This window comes from Aquirufa originis (assembly GCF_042714495.1).
GTDB classification, from domain to species: domain Bacteria; phylum Bacteroidota; class Bacteroidia; order Cytophagales; family Spirosomataceae; genus Aquirufa; species Aquirufa originis.
The window spans coordinates 296,228-318,523 of record NZ_JBBKXY010000001.1; the positions used below are offsets into that span (position 1 = coordinate 296,228).

General features: G+C 42.4%; 11 protein-coding genes. 9 read left to right on the plus strand and 2 right to left on the minus strand.

The annotated features are described in order from the left end of the window. Positions 1–30: 30 nt before the first annotated feature. From SKC35_RS01255 to SKC35_RS01280, 6 genes are all read left to right on the plus strand, one after another. Entirely contained in the window at positions 31–1,662 is a 1,632-nt protein-coding gene (locus SKC35_RS01255) for a RagB/SusD family nutrient uptake outer membrane protein (protein WP_377977692.1), read from the plus strand. 141 nt (positions 1,663–1,803) lie between these two features. Then, positions 1,804–5,007: a SusC/RagA family TonB-linked outer membrane protein gene (locus tag SKC35_RS01260; protein ID WP_377977693.1), complete on the plus strand. Its 3,204-nt coding sequence runs from the start codon at positions 1,804–1,806 to the stop codon at positions 5,005–5,007. A gap of 21 nt (positions 5,008–5,028) precedes the next feature. After that, positions 5,029–6,459, plus strand: a complete 1,431-nt coding sequence (locus SKC35_RS01265; protein ID WP_377977694.1) for a SusD/RagB family nutrient-binding outer membrane lipoprotein — start codon at positions 5,029–5,031, stop codon at positions 6,457–6,459. Positions 6,460–6,695: 236 nt separating this feature from the next. Then, entirely contained in the window at positions 6,696–9,848 is a 3,153-nt protein-coding gene (locus tag SKC35_RS01270) for a SusC/RagA family TonB-linked outer membrane protein (RefSeq protein ID WP_377977695.1), read from the plus strand. A gap of 9 nt (positions 9,849–9,857) precedes the next feature. Further along, positions 9,858–11,339, plus strand: a complete 1,482-nt coding sequence (locus SKC35_RS01275; protein ID WP_377977696.1) for a RagB/SusD family nutrient uptake outer membrane protein — start codon at positions 9,858–9,860, stop codon at positions 11,337–11,339. Positions 11,340–11,401: 62 nt separating this feature from the next. Beyond that, on the plus strand, positions 11,402–13,804 hold the full coding sequence (locus SKC35_RS01280; protein WP_377977697.1) for a S9 family peptidase: 2,403 nt from the start codon (positions 11,402–11,404) through the stop codon (positions 13,802–13,804). 160 nt (positions 13,805–13,964) lie between these two features. Here SKC35_RS01280 and SKC35_RS01285 read toward each other — a convergent pair whose 3' ends face one another. Continuing rightward, positions 13,965–15,995: a M13 family metallopeptidase gene (locus SKC35_RS01285; RefSeq protein ID WP_377977698.1), complete on the minus strand. Its 2,031-nt coding sequence runs from the start codon at positions 15,993–15,995 to the stop codon at positions 13,965–13,967. Positions 15,996–16,052: 57 nt separating this feature from the next. Here SKC35_RS01285 and SKC35_RS01290 point away from each other — a divergent pair, with 57 nt between their 5' ends. Continuing rightward, positions 16,053–18,098, plus strand: coding sequence for a S9 family peptidase (locus SKC35_RS01290; protein ID WP_377977699.1), 2,046 nt, complete (start codon positions 16,053–16,055; stop codon positions 18,096–18,098). Between the two features lie 205 nt (positions 18,099–18,303). Here the strand turns inward: SKC35_RS01290 and SKC35_RS01295 are convergent, their stop codons facing one another. Beyond that, positions 18,304–19,374: a Gfo/Idh/MocA family protein gene (locus tag SKC35_RS01295; protein WP_377977700.1), complete on the minus strand. Its 1,071-nt coding sequence runs from the start codon at positions 19,372–19,374 to the stop codon at positions 18,304–18,306. 32 nt (positions 19,375–19,406) lie between these two features. Between SKC35_RS01295 and SKC35_RS01300 the strand changes: the two genes are divergently transcribed. Together SKC35_RS01300 and SKC35_RS01305 are read left to right on the plus strand one after the other, a co-directional pair. Further along, a complete protein-coding gene (locus SKC35_RS01300; protein WP_377977701.1) occupies positions 19,407–21,320 on the plus strand; it encodes an alpha/beta hydrolase fold domain-containing protein in 1,914 nt (637 codons plus the stop codon). Between the two features lie 57 nt (positions 21,321–21,377). Further along, positions 21,378–22,268, plus strand: a complete 891-nt coding sequence (locus SKC35_RS01305; protein ID WP_377977702.1) for a sugar phosphate isomerase/epimerase family protein — start codon at positions 21,378–21,380, stop codon at positions 22,266–22,268. The last annotated feature ends 28 nt before the right edge of the window (positions 22,269–22,296 follow it).

Here is a 22,296-nt window from a genome sequence, read left to right on the forward strand (position 1 = left end):
AGAAAAAGGTATTATTTAAATTCGAAAAAAATGAAAAATATAAAAATAACCGCGCTTTCCTTTCTGCTTTTAGCTGGATCGGTGATGTCGTGTAAGGATCAATTAGATGTACAAAACCCTAATCAGCCTACGCCAGCAACGGCAGCATCTGAAGCAGGTATTGTGGCATTAGCACAAGGGTCTGTTTACAAAAACGGATTTACCTCTGCAGGTAATAAATACTATGATGGTGTTGTAGGAGCATTCTACAATGGTGTGGTAGGTATTCACGAATTGATGGGTGACGTTGTTTCAGCTGAGGCTGCAAATACGTACATGAATAACTTGTCTGCTCCAGACATGGTGACTTTGGATAATGGTACTCAGGTAGCAAATCCGAACAATCCAGCGGTGCAAAAGACGTTATTGCGCGCTATTAATACGAATGCACAACAAGGCGGTAACCCAGGTTTCCACGAGTGGGCGTTGATGTATCAATTGAACAATGCGTGTAACACTATTTTAGATGCAGTAGATAAGACTACATTTACAGGTGATGCAACGGCTAAGAAAAATGCGATCAAAGCATGGGCGTATACTTGGAAAGGTTTAGCTTATTCTCGCATTGGTTCTATGTACTATGCAGGTTTGATTATTAATACTCCTTCGACTACAAACAATACGTATGTAACGAAAGAGGCGATCATCGCAGAAGCAACGTCTAACTTTGACAAAGCAGCTACAGCTGTTACAGCTTCAGGTGCATCAGCAGATTTCGCGTCGATTATTACCGCTTTAATTCCTGATTTCTTCCAAACAGCTAAAGGAGCAGTTCCTACTTCAGCACAGTGGATCAAGAACATCAACACGATGAAGGCGCGTAATATTTTGGTAAACAACACGACAGCAACAATGACTGCTGCTCAGTGGGATGCGGTCTTGACGTTAACTAACGCAGGTGTAGGTGCTTCTGATCCAGTATTTGCTGGTAATACGAATGCAAATGGAGATATCTTCGGAGCTTCTAACTACAACGTAGCTTCTCGTGCAGTAGGTTCTAATGCCTCAGGAAATACGTACAAAATCTCTGAGCGTTTAATCCAAGATTTCAATGTAGGAGATAAGCGTTTAGCGCAAAACTTCAAGCAATATCCAATTTGGATTGGAAATGCGGATCGTGGAAATGCATTCAATACGCGTTGGGCGATTGTAGATAAAGGTACTGGTTTAGCTGGTGTCTATGTTTACTCTAACCGTACGGCTGGTAGCGCTGAAATCTTCTTGTTAGGTTCTTACGAAGAAAACGAGTTGATGAAAGCAGAAGCGAAGTTATGGAAAGGTGATGTAGCGGGTGCTGCGGCAAGTATCGATGCAGTTCGTACTTACCAAGGTGCTGGTCTTGCTGCGATCACTTCTACTAACGCTGCTGTAGTAAAAGAAGAATTGCGTAAAGAGCGCCGTACGGCTTTAGCTTTCCGCGGTTTATCTTTCTATGATGCACGTCGTTGGGGTGTGTTGGATAACGGTCGCACAGGTGCGGTGGTTATTTCTAAAGATGGTTCATCTATCTCTACAAACGCAACCATCAAGTATGGTTATTTAGATTACTGGGATGTTCCAGATAATGAGTTAGCTAACAATCCAGCTGGCGCAGGTTCTGCAACTACTAAAAATCCTAAATAAGAATACTAAAATTCTATTTGAAAGAGGCACTGTCATGAGATGGTGCCTCTTTTTTTTGGTTAAATAGTTTGCATTTATATTGGAAAACTCCTAATTTGCCAAAATTATTCTATTATTTTTTCATTAATTAAACTCAACAACATGAAAAAACTATTACTCATTGGGGTGTTGATGATGACTGTTTTCAGTTCATTAATAGCTCAAACAAGGCAAGTAACCGGTAAGGTTACGGCTTCAGAGGATGGTACGGCTCTTCCGGGAGTTAGTGTCAGCCTAAAAGGTTCATCTCGTGGTACAACCACAGCAGCGGATGGTACTTACAAAATCACAGTAGGTGATGGTGCTGCAATCACTTTTAGCTTTGTGGGTTACAAGCCACAAACGGTTTCAGTAGGAAGCCAAAGTTCAATCAACGTAGTTTTAGCGACAGATGCGTCTGAGTTAAACGAGGTTGTAGTTACAGCTTTGGGTCTTACTCGTACAAAAAACTCATTGCCTTACGCTGCTCAGCAAGTAAAGGGAGAAGAGTTAACACGTGTACGTACCGGTAACGCGATTCAAGCATTATCTGGTAAAGTAGCGGGTTTACAAATCATCCAAGGTAATGCGATCGGTGGTTCTACTAACGTAGTTGTTCGTGGTAACAAATCTTTGACTGGTAACAACCAAGCGCTATTCGTAGTAGATGGTGTGCCAATCGATAACACAAACAAAAACTCTGGTAACCAACAAACAGGTCGTGGTGGTTATGATTACGGTAACGCTGCATCTGATATTAACCCAGATGATATCGAAAACATGACAGTATTGAAAGGTGCTGCTGCAACTGCTCTTTACGGTTCTCGTGCTTCGAATGGTGTGATCATGATCACAACTAAGAAAGCGAAGCGTGGTTTAGGTTTAACGATTAACGCTGGTTTAACAGTAGGAACAATTGACAAGTCAACTTTCCCTACTTACCAAAACCAATACGGTGCTGGTTACTCTGATCCATACCAAAAAGATGGTTTCTTGTATTTTGATGCAAACGGTGATGGCGTAAAAGATTACGTTGTTCCTACAGCAGAAGATGCTTCTTACGGTGTTAAATTTGACGGACGTCCAGTTTATACTTGGGATTCATTTGATCCAGCGGGTCCTAACTACATGAAAACTAGTCCTTGGTCTGCTGCAGCAAACACGCCAGTAACATTCTATGAGACGGCTATCTCTAACAACACTAACATTATGTTAGATGGTGCTAATGATAAGGGTACGTATAAATTAGGATTTACGCGTAACGAAGAGCGTGGTACATTACCTAACTCAGTAGTTACTAAGAACATCGTTAATATGGGTGGTTCTTATAAAGTAAGTGATAAATTAACTGCGCAAGCTGTAGCTAACTTCTCTATCGTAGATGGTAAAGGTCGTTACGGTTCAGGTTATTCTGGAGGTAACGTTAACCAAAACTTCCGTCAGTGGTACCAAACTAACGTGGATATCCAAGATCAAAAAACTGCTTATTTCCGTAACAACCAAAACGTTACTTGGAACTGGGGTGATCCTTCAACTGCAGCTGGTTTAAAACCAATCTACACAGATAACTACTATTGGACTCGTTTCCAAAACTACGAGACTGATACACGTACTCGTATCTTCGGAAATGCTCAATTAGATTACAAAGCAACATCTTACTTAGCATTCTTAGGTCGTATCACAGTAGATACGTATAATGAATTACAAGAAGAGCGTACTGCTTCAGGTTCTCAAGCAACAGCTGGTTATTCTCGTTTAGATCGTACGTTTAACGAAACGAACTATGACTTAATGGCTAACTTTGATAAAGATGTAATTAAAGATTTAAACGTGAAAGCCTTAGCTGGTTTGAACTTACGTAAGTCTTACACTCGTGCGATCTCAGCAGCTACTAACGGTGGTTTGATCGTTCCAGGTTTATATTCTGTAGCTAACTCTAAAGGTACAGTGGCTGCAGCATCTGAAGGATATTCTCCACGTGAGGTATTCGGTATGTTCGGAGGTTTAACTTTAACTTACAAAGGTTTCTTAACATTAGATGGTACAGTTCGTCGTGATAAGTCTTCTACGTTACCAGTTGAAAATAACCAATACAACTACTACTCAGGTTCAGCTTCTTGGTTATTCTCTCACCATATCCAAGATCTTCCTTGGTTGACTTCAGGTAAGTTACGTGCTAACTGGGCGACTGTAGGTAATGATGCTCCTTGGGGTGCGATCAAAAACGTGTACGATCAACCAGCTCCATTTGGTTCAACGATCTTGTTCTCTGTACCTAGTACACAAAACAACCCAATCTTGAAACCAGAGCAGACTCAATCTCGTGAGATCGGTTTAGAAATGTCCTTCTTACAAAACCGTTTAGGTTTTGATGCGACGTATTACCAATCAAATACATTAGATCAAATTTTACCTGCATCTGTTTCTGCAGCAACAGGTTTCTCTTCTTCTTATGTGAATGCTGGTAACATCGAAAACAAAGGTTTTGAATTAAGCGTGTATGCTACACCAATCAAGACGGCTGATTTCTCATGGAACGTGAACGCTAACTGGACTAAGAATCAATCAATGGTGTTGAGCTTATATGGTGGTTCTCAAAACTTACAATTAGGTTCATTCCAAGGTGGTGTTTCATTGAACGCTTCTGTAGGACAACCTTACGGTGTGTTACAAGGAAAGACTTGGGTATTAGTGAATGGCGAAAAGTCTGTTAAATCTAACGGTCGTTACGCTATTTCAACTACTACTACGAACAACATCGGTAACATGAACCCAGATTGGATCGGTGGTTTGAATAATACATTCAAATACAAGAACGTTTCATTCTCATTCTTAATCGATGTGAAACAAGGTGGTAACATATTCTCACTAGATCAGTACTATGGTGCTGCAACTGGGGTTTATGCTGAATCTGCTGCATTGAACGATAAAGGTAATCCATCTCGTAACACAATCGCTGAAGGTGGTGGTGTAATTATGCCAGGTGTGAAAGCTGACGGTACTCCTAATGATATCCGTGTTGAAAATGAGTACGGTACGTATGGTTATGCTTATAACCCAGCTGCTGCATTCGTTTACGATGCGTCTTATATCAAATTACGTGAGGCTAACTTGACGTATTCTTTACCAAAATCTATCGTTGCTAAATTAGGTGGCGTAAAAGGTGTGGATGTGTCTGTTTTCGGACGTAACCTTTGGATCATTAAAAAATATGTTCCTTACGCAGATCCTGAAGAAAACTTGTCTTCTGGTAATATCCAAGGATATCAATCAGGTGCATATCCAACAACAAGATCGATTGGATTTAACGTTAAATTGTTATTTTAATCATCCTAAATTTTCGTAAAGATGAAAAATATGTTAAAAGTTTTTGTACCGCTGTTGTTATTATTCTCAGCTTGTACAGAAGATATCTCTCAATTAAATATCGAGACTAAAAGGCCAGCAGCTGTTCCAGCTCCGACCTTGTTCTCGAATGCTACGAGAACCCTTGCTGGTTCTTTAGCGTCTGCTAGTGTGAACACAAACGTGTTCCGTTTTACAGTTAGCCACTGGGCTATGGCTGTATACCAAGATGAAGCGCAATATGACTTCAATACACGTGCTATCCCTCAAGGATGGTGGACTACGATGTACCGTGATGTGTTAGCTGATTATGCTGAAGCTGCTAAGTTAATCAATGCAGATGCATCGTTAACTCCAGGCGAGAAAGCTAATAAATTAGCCATCATCGACATCATGCAAGTGTATACATATTCGATCTTAGTGAATACTTTTGGCAATGTTCCTTACACAGAAGCATTACAACCAACAAACTTGTTCCCTAAGTATGATGATGCAAAAACAATCCACTCGGATTTATTAGCTCGTTTGAACTCAGACATTACTAAACTAAATACATCAGCTGCTGGTTTTGCCTCAGGTGAAGATTTAGTTTACAAAGGAACTGTTTCTAACTGGGTTAAGTTTGCTCATACACTTCGTATGAAGTTAGGTATGATCATTGCTGACGAAAATGCTGCTGCTGCTAAATCTGCAGTAGAAGCTTCTGATGCTGGCGCGATTTCTGCTGCAGCTAACAATGGTTTGTTTACTTACCAATCAGCTTCTCCTAACCAAAACCCATTATACGTTGATATCGTAACTGGTGGTCGTCAAGATTACATCGCTGCGAAAGACTTAATGGATAAATTGTTAGGATGGAATGACCCACGTACTGGTTTGTATTTCTCTAAAAATAACGCTGGTGCTTATGCTGGTGGTATCGTTGGAAAAGCAAATACATTCGTTGATTTCTCTCGTGCGGGTGCTAAGGTGATCGCTGCGGCTGATCCTTACGTATTTGCTGACGTAGTTGAAACTGAATTCTTACGTGCTGAGGCTGCTGAACGTGGTTACACAGTAGCTGGTACTGCAGAATCTCACTACAACAAGGCAATCACTGCTTCTATCTTGTATTGGGGTGGAACGCAAGCAGAGGCTGATGCTTATTTAGCTCAACCTGCTGTTGCTTATACAACTGCTGCTGGGAATTGGAAAGAGAAGATCGCCACTCAAAAGTGGATCGCTCTTTACAACCGTCCTTACGAAGGTTGGACAGAATTGCGTCGTTTAGATTTCCCTAAAATCGCTACTCCAGTGAATGCGAAGTCTGGCTTCCCAACTCGTTTCTCTTACCCAGCTAACGAGCAAACTTTAAATGGTGCTAACTACACAGCGGCTGCTTCTGCAATCGGTGGTGACGTGGTAACTACGAAGTTGTTCTGGGATAAAAACTAATTGTAGTTTTTAGAACGAATTAAAAAGGGCGACCCGCAAGGGTCGCCTTTTTTTGTTAGTGCGTTCCGATAAACTTTATTAATGAATAAATTGGCCTTCATAGCTTATTTAGCCTATGTTTTTGTTTTGCATAAATAATTTTTATACTAAACATATAATTGTTTAATTGTTTTGCTTAAAACTTAAACAATATATTTGAAGTTCATAACATTATCCTTCATTTTAAAATGTTCATTATGAAAAAAACGCTACTATTAAGTATGGTCTTGTGGCTTATGGCAATGGTTCCATTGTTTGCTCAAGACAGATCCATCACTGGAAAGGTGACTGGAGATGATGGCTCTTCATTGCCAGGGGTAAATATTGCAGTAAAAGGGACTAATAAAGGGACTAACACGGATGTGGATGGTGCTTTTAAATTAACGGTGCCTTCGAATGCAGTGATCATTGTTAGTTCTGTGGGCTACGCTCCACAAGAAATCAAAGTTGGTAATAGAACAGTAATTAATGTTTCTCTAGCTTCTACTACTTCAACTTTAGACGAAGTGGTTATTACTACGTTTGGTACAGCGAAGAAAGCTTCCTTTACGGGTTCTTCTGCTAAAGTAAGTGCAGAGAAATTAGGTGTTAGGCCTATTACGAACATCGGCCAAGCATTGGAAGGTATTGCACCTGGTGTGACTACCACAACAACTTCCGGCCAGCCAGGATCTTCCCCTTCCGTACGTATTCGTGGTTTTGGTTCGATCTCGTCTTCAAATGATCCATTGTACGTAGTGGATGGTGTTCCTTACTCAGCTAGTATCGCTAATTTAAATAATGACGATATCGAGTCGATTACCGTATTGAAAGATGCGGCTTCAACCGCTCTTTATGGTGCTCGTGCAGCGAATGGGGTTGTAATGGTTACAACTAAAAAAGGTTCGAAAGGAAAAAATTCGATCAACATTAAGTATACAAAAGGTTTTAATACGCGTGCATTACCAGAATATGATCGCGTAGGTGCTGCTGACTATTATCCTTTAATGTGGGAGTCAAATCGTAACAATTTAGCTTACCGTGCGACTAGCCCAGTAGCTATTGCTACAGCCAATGCCACTGCATCAGCTGGTTTAGGTGCAATCGTAGGTACAGGTTATAACGTGTACAATGTGCCATTCGCTGAATTAGTTGGTACAGATGGAAAATTGAATCCGAATGCCAAAATGATTTATAATGCGGATGATTTAAATTGGGAAAAGGCAGTAATGCGTCAGGGTATTCGGGATGAAGTGAGCGCTAACTTCAATGGATCAAATGGAAAATCAGACTATTTCTTATCCGTTTCTTATTTGAATGATAAAGGGTATCAAATCAAATCTGATTACGATCGTTTTACTGCTCGTTTGAACGTGAACAGTCAAATGAACAATTGGTTAAAAGTGGGTGCTAACATGAATACCACTTTAACTACTTCGAATCAGTCTACGGCTGATGGTGGAACTTCGTTTGTGAATCCATTCTTTTTTACTCGTGGAATGGCACCTATCTACCCAGTTTATGCCTATGATCCGGCAAACCCAGGTTCATTCTTGAAATTAGAGAATGGAAATCGCCGTTATGATTATGGTAATCTAAGTGCTCTTGGTTTATCAAATCGTCCTCAATACGGTGGACGTCACGTGGTGGCTGAGACAGAATTAAATGAAAATTTCTTCCGTAGAAATTTAATTGGAGGTCGTGGATTTGCTGATATCACTTTTTTGAAAGATTTCAAGTTTTCAAACAGTGTAGGTGTTGATATTACGAATGCCAATACAATCGTATTTGGTAACCCAGAAATCGGTGATGGTGCTCCGGCGGGTCGTGCCCAAAACACGTTTGAGAATATTACAAATTACAACTTATCACAGTTGTTAACGTATAACCACTCTTTTGGAAAACACAATGTGGACGCCTTAGTAGGTCATGAAAATTATAATTTAGTTAGTAATAGCTTAGATGGTTCCCGTTCACAACAAATTTTGGATGGTAATTATGAGTTGATCAACTTTACGACAACAACTAACTTAACATCGCAGTATGATACACGTCGTGTAGAAGGTTACTTCTCTCGTTTGAATTATGATTATGATTCGAAATATTTCGTTTCGTTCTCAGCTCGTCGAGATGGATCTTCTAAGTTCTATCAAGACAAGCGTTGGGGTAACTTCTACTCTGCCTCTGCTGCTTGGCGTTTAGATCAAGAGGATTTCATTAAGGAATTGACTTTTATCGATAACTTGAAATTGAGAAGCTCATGGGGCCAAACTGGTAACGATGGCGGTATCAGCAATTACGCTTGGCAGCCATTATACGCATTGGGTTGGAATAATGCGACAGAGCCAGGTATTTTACAATCCTCTTTAGGAAGCAAATCCTTAGAGTGGGAAACAAATACGGCATTTGATGTGGCTTTAGAATTCGGTTTATTCAAAAACAGAATCTCCGGTACAGTGGAATATTTCGATCGTCAATCGACTAACTTGATCTTTGCAGTGCCTCTCCCTTTATCAGTTGGTATTGGTACAGAGACACGTAACATCGGTTCGATGTACAACCGGGGTATCGAATTACAGTTAGCAGGAGATTTAGTTCGTACGAAAGACTTCGTTTGGAATATCGATTTGAACGCGACTAAATTAGAGAATAAGATCACGAAGATGCCTGCAGAAAGTAAGGAAATCATTGATGGGACTAAGAAGTTAAAAGAAGGTAGCTCTCTTTATGATTATTGGTTACGCGAGTATAAAGGCGTTAACCCAGAGACGGGTGTAGCGGAATACCGTGCGATCTCTTATGTAGCTTCTAACTCTAGAATTACAGCAAACGGAGATACATTGACTAACAACATTGCGAATGCACGTTATTGGTATAACGGTACTTCTATTCCAGATTTAACAGGATCAGTAAATACCTCACTTCGTTACAAAGGCTTCTCATTAACTGCTTTGATGGTGTATCAATTAGGTGGAAAGGTGTATGATGCTGCTTATGCAGGATTAATGGGAGCAGGATATCACAATGCGAAGCATGTGGATATCTTGAAGCGTTGGGTAAATCCGGGTGATATCACAGACGTGCCTCGTATGGATAATGGCCGTACGGCTGACTTCGATGCGGCCTCTGACCGATGGTTAATTGATGGAAGTTTTATGAATATTCGTACCGTAACTTTATCTTACCGTTTACCTAAGTCGTTAATGAATCGTTTAAAAATCGACAACGCACAGGTGTATGTAAGTGGAGAAAACTTCTTAATGTTATCACGTAGAAGTGGAATGAACGTTCAGCAGAACTTTGGAGGAACAACAAGTAATGTTTACAGTCCTGCGAAGTCATTAGTATTAGGTCTATCATTCTCTTTATAATATAGAATCATGAAAAAGAAATATTTAGGTTACTTTTCGCTCGTCTTCGCATTATTACTTTCATCATGCGAGGAAACGTATTTAGATACTACCCCTACGGCTAGTATTGATGCAGGTTCAGCTTACTCTACTACTAAGAATGCGGCTGCAGCCATTAATGGTATTTACCGTTCGTTTATCGTTCGTTATTTGAGTTCTCAAGGTCACTCGGGTCATCCTGCGATGATGATTATTTTAGATCACATGGGAGAGGATATGATTATCGGTACTACAGCTGCTTCATGGCACGTAGGGGAGACGCGTTGGACAGCACACCGTTCTGACGTGAATACGATGGCGCAATTTCCATACGAATTGTATTACCGAATCATCGGTAACGCAAATATCGGAATTGCTAATATTGACAAAGCAGTAGGCCCTGCGGCTGATCGCAATGCCTTGAAAGGTGAAGCATTAGCTTTGCGAGCTTTTGGTTATTTCAACTTAGTACAATTATACGGAAAGCGTTATGATGCGTCGGCTAAGCCTAATGCTCAATTAGGCGTGCCCTTGGTTTTAGAACCTACTACAGAAGGAAAGCCACGTAATACAGTAGAAGAGGTATACGCTCAGATCAACAAAGATTTAGCAGACGCAGCAGCCTTATTAACCACCTCACGTTTGAACAAATCACACATTAATTTAAGTGTGGTCAAAGGCTTACAGGCGCGAGTTGCGCTCGTTCAGCAAGATTGGACGAATGCGGCTAAATTCGCGGCTGAGGCACGTGCAGGTTATACTCCGATGACGGCTACTATGTATACTGATGGATTCCAAGATTTGACTAATTCAGAGTGGATGTGGGGCTTTGATCACTTAGAAGATCAAACGGAATATTTCGGTGCATATCACTCGTACATTTCTTGTAACTATAACTCAACTGTTATTAGAACGTACCCTAAAGTGATTAATAACCTGTTATATGCTCAGATTCCAACAACGGATATCAGGTCAAAAATGTGGGTTGAAACGCCAACGGCTGCGAACTCAATCGTTCCTCCAGGGGGTGTTCGTCCTAAATTTTTGAATCAGAAATTTAGATTACCTGGTACTCCATCAACCTCTGCACAGGGCGATGTTCCGTACATGCGGGCCGCGGAAATGTATTTGATCGAAGCAGAAGCTAAAGCTCGTTTAAATGATGCGGCAGGTGCTACTCAAGTGTTATTTGATTTAGTTAAAACACGTGATGCAAGTTATGTAAAGTCGACGAAGACAGGTGTAGCATTGATTAATGAAATTTTGTTGCAACGTCGTATTGAGCTTTGGGGGGAAGGGCACCGTTTCTTTGACTTGAAGCGTACAAATGCAGCATTAAATAGAAATGGAACGAATGCGATTGCATCAGTTGCCTTGTTATTTGATGTGGCTCCGGGTGATGTGCGTTGGGAATTCTTAATTCCTCGTCGTGAGATTAATGCAAATCCAGCGATCGTACAAAATCCATTATAATTTATTTTGTAATTTAAAGGTGGCTAATTTATTAGCCACCTTTTTTTGTTTAAATCTATCCTATGAAAAAAACATGGCTTATTGTGGCGCTTAGCGTCCTATCTTTATCTACTTCGTTCGCGCAGGACGATTCCTATCAGTTACCTCCTAAAGCGATAGCGGACTTATTGCTAGCGAAACCTACTCCCTTAGTTCGGATTGATTCGAAAGCAGAATACTTGTTATTATTAGGTCGTAATTCCTATCCTACGGTAGAGGAATTAGGTCAACCAGAGATGAAAATTGCAGGTCTTCGCTTGAATCCCTTGAATTTTTCTCCGTCTCGCCAAAGTCCCATCAGTAGCATTACCTTGCAAACGATTCGCACTGGAGCGAAAGTAGAAATCACTGGTTTACCTAAAAACCTAGCTGCCGGATCAATCGCTTGGAATCCGTCGGAAACCAAAATAGCGTTTGCCCAAACTGAGGTGAATGGAGTGGATTTGTATGTCATTGATTTGTCATCGAAAAAAGTGACGCGTATCAATAGCGCTCCTTTAAATCAAGTGTTGGGAAATGCCTTCACTTGGGTGGACGACCAAACAATTCTTTACAAGGTGACTACGCATAACGCAGACGGAGCGCCTAAACGCCCTATTACGCCTAAAGGACCTACTATTCAGCAGAACGTAGGAAAAGCGGCACCAAGACCAACTTTCCAGGATTTAATTAAATCGCCTTACGATGAGAGTTTATTCTCCTATTACGCAGAGGCACAATTAGTCGTGTATAAGAATGGTGTGAATAAGAAAATAGGGGAGCCTGCTTTATTCAATTCCTTTCAATTGTCACCGGACAGAAAGTACATCTTAACGCGTTCTGTAGCCAAACCTTTCTCGTATGCGGTACCGGCTTATGGTTTCCCTACGACGGTGAAAGTACTAGATTTGGACGGAAAAACCATTAAAGAAATTGCCAAGCTTCCCTCTGCTGAGAGTGCTCCAGCCGGAAATGATAACGTGCAAAATGTGCCGCGTGGATTTGATTGGCGTGATGATGAACCCGCTTCCTTAGTTTATGCGATGCCATTAGATAGTGGTTTTATTAAGAAGCAAGTAGAGTTTCACGATGCGGTTTATTCCTTGTCTGCTCCCTTTACAAAGGAGGCCAAAGAATTATTCAAGACGAAGACCCGTTATGCTGGGGTGATTTGGGGAAATACGAAAGTGGCTTTAGTCACGGAAGTATTACGTGGAAAGCAGACATCGAAAGTAAGTCGATATTCTCCAGCGGATGGAACGATGGAAGTTTTGTACGAGCGTAATTTAACGGATGCCTACAAAAATCCAGGCAGTCCGGTGTTGACAAAAAATGCTCTAGGTCGCGATGTGATTCAATTGACGGATAACGGTACTAAAATTTTGATGAATAACCCGGTGGGTTCTTCGGATCAAGGAGATCTACCATTTATCTCCAAGTTTGATTTAGCGACGAAGAAGAATGAGATTATTTGGCGCGCAAAACCAGGCTACTTTGAACAAGTAGAGGAAGTGATCGATGCAGACAAACTGATCGTTTTAAGCAGAAAGGAATCCCAGACGGAGGTGCCAAACTATTTTATCAAGCACTTGTTAAATCCAGCACAGGATAAGGCTTTGACCCAATTTGAAAATCCTTATCCTAATTTAGTAGGTATCACCAAGGAGAAAATCAAATATAAGCGGGCGGATGGCGTAGACTTAACGGGCGATTTGTATTTGCCTAAAGGCTATAACAAAGAGAAAGATGGTCCATTGCCGGTATTGATTTGGGCTTATCCACGTGAATTTAATTCAGCGGCAGATGCGGCGCAGATTCGCGGTAGTAAGGATCGCTTTACAACACTTAGCTGGGCATCACCGATCTATTACGCAACTCAGGGATACGCGATTTTAGACAATGCGGAGATGCCAATTGTGTCGACGGATGCTTCTAAAAAGCCGAATGATAATTTCGTAGATCAGTTACGTTTAAATGCTTCGGCTGCGATTGATCATTTAGTTCAATTAGGCGTGGGTGATCGCAAGCGTATGGCCGTGGGTGGTCACAGTTACGGTGCTTTTATGACCGCAAATTTATTAGCGCATACGGATTTATTTAAAGCAGGTATCGCACGCAGTGGGGCTTATAATCGTACGTTGACTCCTTTTGGGTTCCAAAACGAAGACCGTACCTACTGGCAAGCTCCGCAATTATACTATGAAATGAGTCCATTCAGCTACGCAGATAAAATCAAAGAACCGATTTTATTAGTGCACGGCGAGCAAGATGATAACACCGGTACATTCCCGATCAACTCCGAGCGTTTATACGCAGCTTTGAAAGGAAACGGAGGAACGACTCGTTTTGTCTACTTACCTTACGAAGCGCATAGCTACAGAGGGAAAGAAAACGTTTTACACTTGCTTTGGGAGCAATTCCAATGGTTAGAAAAATACGTTAAGTAAGGCGGAAAAAATGAAGCAAAAGAGGGCGCCCCGTAGGGGCGCCCTCTTTTTTTATATATACGCAGCATTTTTATGCTTTATGCTTTGTGCTTTAAAAAGAATGGCGGCCCGCAGGGCCGCCATCTCTACTCTTTACTCTATAATCTCTTATCTAATAAGCTTACCAAATCTTAATCCGATCTTCCGGCTTCTTATACAGTTTATCGCTCGGTCTCACATCGAAAGCCTTGTACCAAGCATCCATATTGACTGGAGCACCGATGGTACGGTATTGGTTAGGCGAATGAGGATCTGTTAACACCTGTTGTGCTTCCGTTTCTGGAAGTGAGGAACCTCTCCAAACTTGTGCCCATGCTAAGAAGAAACGTTGATCAGGAGAGAAGCCATCGATTTTCTTCGTTGACTTTCCTTGCTTCGTCATTTTGAACGCTTCATAGGCCATATTCAAGCCGCCTAAGTCACCGATGTTCTCGCCCATCGTTAATTTACCATTGACGTGGATCGTGTCTTGAACAGTGTATGCATCAAATTGCTTGCCTAATAGTTCTGTTCTCGCTTTGAACTTCGCTAAGTCGTCTTTAGTCCACCAGTTGCGTAAGGTACCGTCTTTGTCGTATTGGCTACCCGAATCATCGAATCCGTGTGACATTTCGTGACCGATTACGGCACCGATTCCACCATAGTTGATTGCATCATCTGCGTCAGCAGCGAAGAATGGGAATTGTAAGATACCTGCAGGGAAAACGATTTCGTTCATCACTGGGCTATAGTAGGCGTTCACTGTTGGTGGCGTCATGCCCCATTTGCTTCTGTCCACTGGTTTGCCTAATTGCGCTAAGTTCTCTTGGAAGCCCCAAGCACCTGCACGACGGATGTTACCATAGTATTCGTTAGCAGCAATCTCTAAACCATCGTAGTTTTTCCATTTATCAGGATACCCGATTTTAGGCGTGAATGCGTTTAATTTGGCCAAAGCCTTTTCTTTCGTCTCCGCGCTCATCCAATCTAATTTGTTGATGCGCACAGCGAATGCCTTACGTAGGTTAGCCACTAATTCGATCATTCTTGCTTTTGCTTCTGGCTTGAAATATTTAGCTACATACAATTGACCTAATAATTCACCTAAAGTTCCGTCCGTCATCGCTGACATACGTTGCCATCTTGGGGCTTGTACTTTTTGGCCAGATAATACTTGTGAATACGCAAAGCTCGCTTTCACGAATGGAGAGCTTAAATAGCCTGCGCTACTACGCAAAACATTCCATGTTAAATAGGTCTTCCAAGTGTCTACAGGTGTTTCGATCAATAATTTGTTCGCTGCCTCGAAGAATTTAGGTGCACCTACAAGAATAGAATCAGGAGCAGATGTGCCAAAGTCTTGGAAAGTCAATGCCCAGTTGAAGGCAGGTGTCTTTTGATTGAAATCAGCGAACGCAAACTTGTTGTAAGTCTTGTAAGGATCGCGCATTTCGACACGAGCCATCTGCGCTTCCGCTAATTTCTTCTCTAATTGGAATACCGTTTCAGCATTTGCTTTTGCTTGCGCCTCCGGTGTTCCAGTTAAAGTGAACAACGTCGCTACGTATTTCTTGAATGCTTCTTGAATTTTTACACTGCGTGCATCGTTTTTCAAATAGTAATCGCGGTCTGGAAGTGAAGTTCCTCCTTGTCCTAATTGCGGTACCATTTTTTCTACGTTCTTGCGGTCTTGACCGATGTAGAAGCCAAATAAAGGAGAAGCAATGCCTGAAGAGCGTAAGCGCGCGATTTCAGTCACTACTTGTGACTTGAATTGTAACCCAGCTATGTGTTGTAGGTCTGCTTGGATAGGAGTGTAGCCTAATTTTTCAATAGCTAAGCTATCCATCGCTGCTGCATAGAAATCAGCGACTCTTCTTTCGACTGAACCTGCGGCCGCTTTCGTGCCTTTGGTCTCATCTAAAATCGTTTTAATCGCATTGATGTTGAAATCGCGCAATTGGTTGAAAGCGCCCCAGCGTGTTTCTTTGGCCGGAATAGGATTTCTTTTTACCCAAGGTCCATTGGAATATTCTACGAAGTCATCGCCCGCTTTTACGCTCAGGTTCATGTTGTCGCGGTCAATAAATTTTCCCGGTTTTTCTTGTGCATGAAGGCTGCCGCTGAATAGCAATGAGCCTGCAAGGACGAGTTGTAAGTAATTATTTTTCATTTGAAAAAGGTTGATGTGACATTAAATTAATTAATTTACTGAATCTAAACTACCTATATGAAGAAATTGTTACTACTACTGTCCTGCTTTTTAGCATTTAGCCTCTCTGTGGACGCCCAAAAGCCCATGACTCAACCCATGTCACATGAGATCATGATCAAGCTGAAGAAAGTAGGTGCTCCTAAAATTTCACCCGATGGTCGCTACGTCATCTATTCCCGCATCGAAACCTCTTATAATCTGGAAGAGCAAACTTCTGACCTCTGGATTGCTGCTACGGATGGTTCTTCGGAGCCCAGAAAATTAACTAATTCAAAAGGCGGCGAAGATAATTACCAATGGTCTGCCACTTCAGATAAGATTTATTTCATCGCCAAACGCGATGGAGATGAAGCCCCGCAACTTTATGTTTTACCGTTAGCTGGCGGTGAGGCCCAACGTTTGACCACACTTTCCACCGGAGTAAGTGATGTTAAATTCTCATCAGATGGCTCACGCATTATATTCTCGAGCCGCGTTTTCCCTACTGCTTTCACGGACTCTGCTAGTAAGAAATTAGCAGAGGAAAAGAAGAAAATTAAAACCAAAGCACGTGTCTATCAATCGTTCCCGGTTCGGTATTGGGACTCTTGGTTAGATGAAAAACAAGGTCATATCTTCACGATGGACCTAAAGTCAAGTTCAAAGCCGGTGAATTTAATGGCTAACATATCACTCGTGAATTTTCCAGGTTTCCGTTTAGGTTCTTATAACTTCAGTGCTGACAGTAAAACAGTGGTGTTTACGGCAACTACGGAATACAACACTACTGCGTATCAATCGGCAAAATCGAATATCTATTCGGTGAGTTTAGCTGGTGGTAAAGAAACGGTTTTAGTCAATGATGAGACAGATTATGGTTCTGTTGAATTCACCGAAGATGGGAAATACCTCCTTGCTACGGGGTCAGCCATCGGTAATAAATTGTATTATTTGAACCGCATTTACCGCTTTGATGCGTCTTCTTTGTCTGCCAAAAAAGAGCTAGCCGCCACCCTCGATCGTCCCATCAATGATATGGAAATAGCTGGTTCCTCCATCTTCGCTAGCATCGAAGATCAAGGAGTGGATCGAATCGTTGAGATTTCAGTGACCGATGGTTCAGTTAAACCTGTATTAGGGGCTGAAACAGGATCTTATGCAGGTCTAAGTTTGTCTTCTAATACGCGTGTTTTTGCATATCAATACCAAAACGTTGCGACCCCTCCAGAGGTTTGGGTCTCAGCAAATGGTTCATTGAAAGCCATTTCCAAAGCGAATGAGGCTGTTTTAGCAGGATTGGATTTACAAAAGCCGGATGTGATTTGGACTAAATCGTCCAGAGGTAAAATGATTCGTTCGGTGGTGTTAAAGCCGACTGGTTTCGATGCATCGAAGAAATATCCACTTTTCGTTTTAATGCATGGTGGTCCAGCCAGTTCGTTCAAAGATGTATTTGGGTACCGTTGGAATCCCTACATTTTAGGATCTGCAGGCTATGTAATTGTGATGACAGATTATACGGGATCAGTAGGATATGGCGAGAAATTCGCTCAGGATATTCAGTTTGACCCATTCAAAGGTCCTGGCCAAGAAATCCAAGAAGCGGCGGCAGATGCCATCAAACGCTTTTCTTATATCGATGGCTCCAAACAAGCCGCTGGCGGAGCATCCTATGGCGGACACTTAGCCAATTGGATGCAAGCGACTACGTCTCATTACAAATGCTTAATCTCACACGCCGGTTTAGTGAACTCGGAGGCGCAATGGGGGACATCGGATGTGATTTGGGGTAGAGAATTGATGAATGGAGGAGCACCTTGGGTACCGACAAAAACCTGGAAAGAACAAAATCCGATGCGCTTCGCGGCAAACTTTAAAACCCCCATGTTATTAACGGTAGGAGAAAACGATTTCCGTGTTCCTATCAACAATACCTTGGAAAACTGGAGCATTCACCAACGTCTTCAAATCCCAAGCAAGTTAATTGTCTTCCCAGGCGAAAACCACTGGATCCTAAATCCTGACAATTCGAAGTTCCACTATTCGGAAATTCAGGGTTGGTTAGCGACGTATTTAAAATAAAAAAAAGGTCTCGAAATGAAATTCGAGACCTTTTTTTTATTTTAAATAGTCCGAAGGGAATGAGTCTAAAGGGAAATAGTCCGGAGGAAATGAGTAAAAATTAGTATCGCTCTCTTACTCTTGACTCCCTTCCTTCGGACTTCGGACTACCTCCCTCCGGACTCCCTTCCTATTGACTCCGGACTCCCTTCCTTCGGACTTCGGACTACAACCTCACCATCTCCCCCGTCCTCACCGATTCATCACAGGCAAAAGCGATGCGTAAACTATTTACGGCATCCTCTACGTGATCCGTCAGGTCAATGTTATCGTTGATGGCCTGTAGGAAATAGGCCTGCTCGCGATCGCAAAGACCTTGGTGATCCGGTTCATCCGTAAGGTTAACCCATTCGTCTTCTTTCGTGAATTCGTTTTTAGCATCGATGTCTGCGTGGTGTACACGTAGGGATTCTGTTTTTGTGTGTGATTCTACATCATCGGATTTGCCCTCGCCACCAGCATTTTTTGCGACGATGGAAACCGAGCCTTTGGGCCCAAACACATCTTTCACAAAATAGGCATTCTGCGAGATCATGGGACCCCAGCCTGCCTCGTACCAACCCACGGATCCATCTTCGAAGTGAATTTGAAGTTGACCGTAATTATAATTGCCTGCCGGAATGTCTTCTGTCATTCGCGCGCCGATGGCCGAAACGCGAAGAGGTTTGGATCTTGTCATTTGGCACATGACATCGATATAGTGCACCCCACAATCGACGATAGGGCTTAGCGATTTCATCAAATTACGGTGCACATCCCACATGTAGCCGTGGGATTGTTGATTTAAGTTCATGCGCATGACCAACGGTTTTCCCATTGTCTTCGCAATCTCGATAAACTTAATCCAAGACGGATGATGGCGTAAAATATAGCCCACTACGAGTTTTTTGCCACTTTTCTTTACAGCTTCCGCTACCCGAATAGCACCCGCTAACGAATCCGCTATCGGTTTCTCTAAGAAAACGTGGCAACCTGCTTCTAATGCGGCGATGGCATAGGCTTCGTGGGTATCTGGGTAAGTGGAGATGCAAACTGCATCTGGTTTGGAATCCGCAAGGGCGGTAAAATAGTCGCTGTAGAGTTTTGGGCCCCCACCTAATGCTTCATTTAATGCTTCTTTGCTATTTCCCGGGGAAACGAGTCCACAGATTTCGAATCCGGCTACATTCTGATAGGCTTTCGCATGAGAGGCTCCCATGTTTCCGCAACCCACCACGAGCACGCGTATATTTTTCATGTTAATCGATTTAGAATCGTAAATTAGGAAGAATGATTAGAATAATCGAATCTTCGCCTTTACAAATTATGCGCATTCTCCTTATTTTCTTGCTACTAGGTTCTATGGGTCTTCAGGCCCAAAACAAATCAGGCATTACAGGCAAGCCTGATACGTCCTTTACGAATTATTCAGCTTTGAGAATGGCTTCAAAACAGGATCCTAGCATTCGCCTAGCGGATTATCAAAGTACAAAGAGCAAAGAGCAAAGTTCAGTGTACAAAGTGATAGGATCAAGGAAACTAGTGGTAGATGAATATGCGGTCTCAGCCACTCGCAAGCTACCTACGCTCGTATTTTTCCATGGCGGCGGCTGGAGAACGGGGCATCGTTCACAACATATTCCTTTAGCAAAAGCTTTAGCAGATCGCGGATATCGGGTCTTTTTAGTCGAATACCGTTTATCTACGGAAGCTTTATACCCTGCTGCGATGCTTGATGCACAAGCTGCCTTGCATTGGGTTTCGAAACGCCAGAATGTGGGAGAAATCTATGTGGGAGGTTATTCAGCAGGGGGCCAAATGGCTGCGCTACTAGGTTCCGTTCAAGATGAAAATACCTACGGCAAAGGAGTCAAATTAGCCGGGACCATTGATATCGACGGGATATTGGCTTTTATTCACCCGGAATCAGGAGAGGGAGATGATAGCAAACGTATCTCAGCAGCGACCCATTATTTTGGGTATAATAAGGTAGAGGGCGAAGCTATTTGGAAGGAGGGTTCCGCTTTGAGCCATGTTACGAAAGGCGATCCGCCGGTATTATTCTTAAATTCGAGCGATGAGCGGATGCATGCAGGGCGTGACGATTTTAGGCAGAAAATGGCCGATTTTGGCATTCATACGGAGTATTATGCGTTCGAAAATTCGCATCATACGTTCGTATTAATGAATCACTGGTTCAATCAGGTGGTGGACCGAATGGATCGTTTTATGCGCAAACGTTTAGTGGTGGGAACCGATTTCAAGACGATACAATCCGCAGTAGATGTGGCTCGTCCTGGTCAGGAGATTTTCATTAAAAATGGCAATTACCAAGAAAAGGTATTCATCGATTCTTTGAAACACCATTTGTCATTTATAGGGGAAAGCAGGGATGGCGTGGTGTTGCGGGAGACGATTGCGCGGGATATTTGGCGTTGTTCAAATCCCGATGATTATGGTGCTGGAGTGTTGAATATCAAAGGGCAGGATTTGTCATTTCGGAATATGACCATTATGAATGAATATGGATTCACGGCGACGAAGGATGTGACGATTCCCTGTTTGAACGAGGCGGGAAAGGAGACGACCACCACGGTCCAAAAATATGCTTTACCAAGGGAAAAGGGAGAGAAAGAAGGGGAGAAGATCGTCCGTGTAGATGGGCATCAATTTGCAGTTCGTACGATGCCCGGTGCCACCCGATTGTCTTTCGAACATTGCACGATTCGATCAGGTGGCGGTGATACCGTAAGTCCATGGGACGTGAATGCGGGGATGTATTACTTGAATGACTGTTTGATCGAAGGGGGAGTAGATTTGTATTGTCCGCGAGGCTACGCCTTGGCTGAGAATTGCACCTTTGTGTGCCATAATACGAGTGCGGCGATTTGGCACGATGGTTCAGGAGAAGTAGGGGCGAAGACCGTTTTGAAAAATTGTCGTTTTATTGGGGATCCGGGGTATAAATTAGGCCGATACCACCGCGAAGCACAATTTTATCTTATGAACTGTTCTTTTGATAAGAATATGGCGGACGCACCTATCTACCAATCGGGCGATCGAGTGCTCAACTGGGGTCATCGCGTGTATTATGTGGATTGCCATAAGGATGGAGGCGACTTTGCTTGGCATAAAAATAATAGTCCTGTAAAGGCTAGTGAGTTGACCTTCAAGACGATTTTTGGAGAAAAATGGAAAAAATAATTTATTGTATCATTAAAATACATTAACTTTGATCTGTTACCTCTAAACTTATCAACTATGAATTCGAGAAGAAGATTTCTTCAGCAGTCTAGCGCTTTTCTAGCCGCTAGCGTTTTAGCACCTCGTTTCTTGTCTGCACAATCGTTTACCAATCGTCCGGTGGGTATTCAGTTGTTTACCTTTTTTGGGAAATTTGACCAAGATGTAAAAGGGAATTTGCAGAAGATTGCGGAACTAGGGTATTCGGAGATTGAATCAGCTTTCTCGATGTTACCCGGTTTTTATGGGATGAAAGGCAAAGAGTTTATGGCCTTGAACAAGGATTTAGGCTTGAATTGGGTTTCACACCACGTGGTGGGAGCACCCTTGAAACCTCGTCCAGGAATGGATATGTCGCGTTTCCCTAAGATGATTAATTTGCGCGATGATGCGCAGCAAGCGGTGGATAATGCAGCGGAGGCAGGTGTAAAATACCTCGTGTGCGCCAATATTCCGATTGATACAAAAGAAGAAGTTGCTCAGGCGGTGGAATTCTTAAACAAAGCAGGAGAATTAGCAAAGAAAGCAGGACTTACGTTCTGTTACCATAACCACGATGCAGAATTTAAAGCGGTAGAAGGCGCAAAACCTTTCGACGTATTCGCCTCTCAAGTTCCTGCCGACTTATTGAAATTTGAATTGGATTTGGGTTGGGCTTCAAAGGCTGGAGTGGATGTCGTGGAATTGTTCAAACAACATCCAGGCCGTTTCCCTCTATGTCATATAAAAGACTTCGACTCAGAATTTAAAAATATTCTCCCAGTGGGAGAGGGTGTGGTGAACTACAAGCGCATTTTTGATGCGGCTAAATCAGGAGGCCTAGAGCACTTCTTTGTAGAACACGATTTCCCGAAAGACGCTTTCGAAAGCCTTCGAATCAGCAAGAAGGCTTTGGACGCCATTTTATAATCCGCCTAACGGTTTTTTAGTGTTTAAT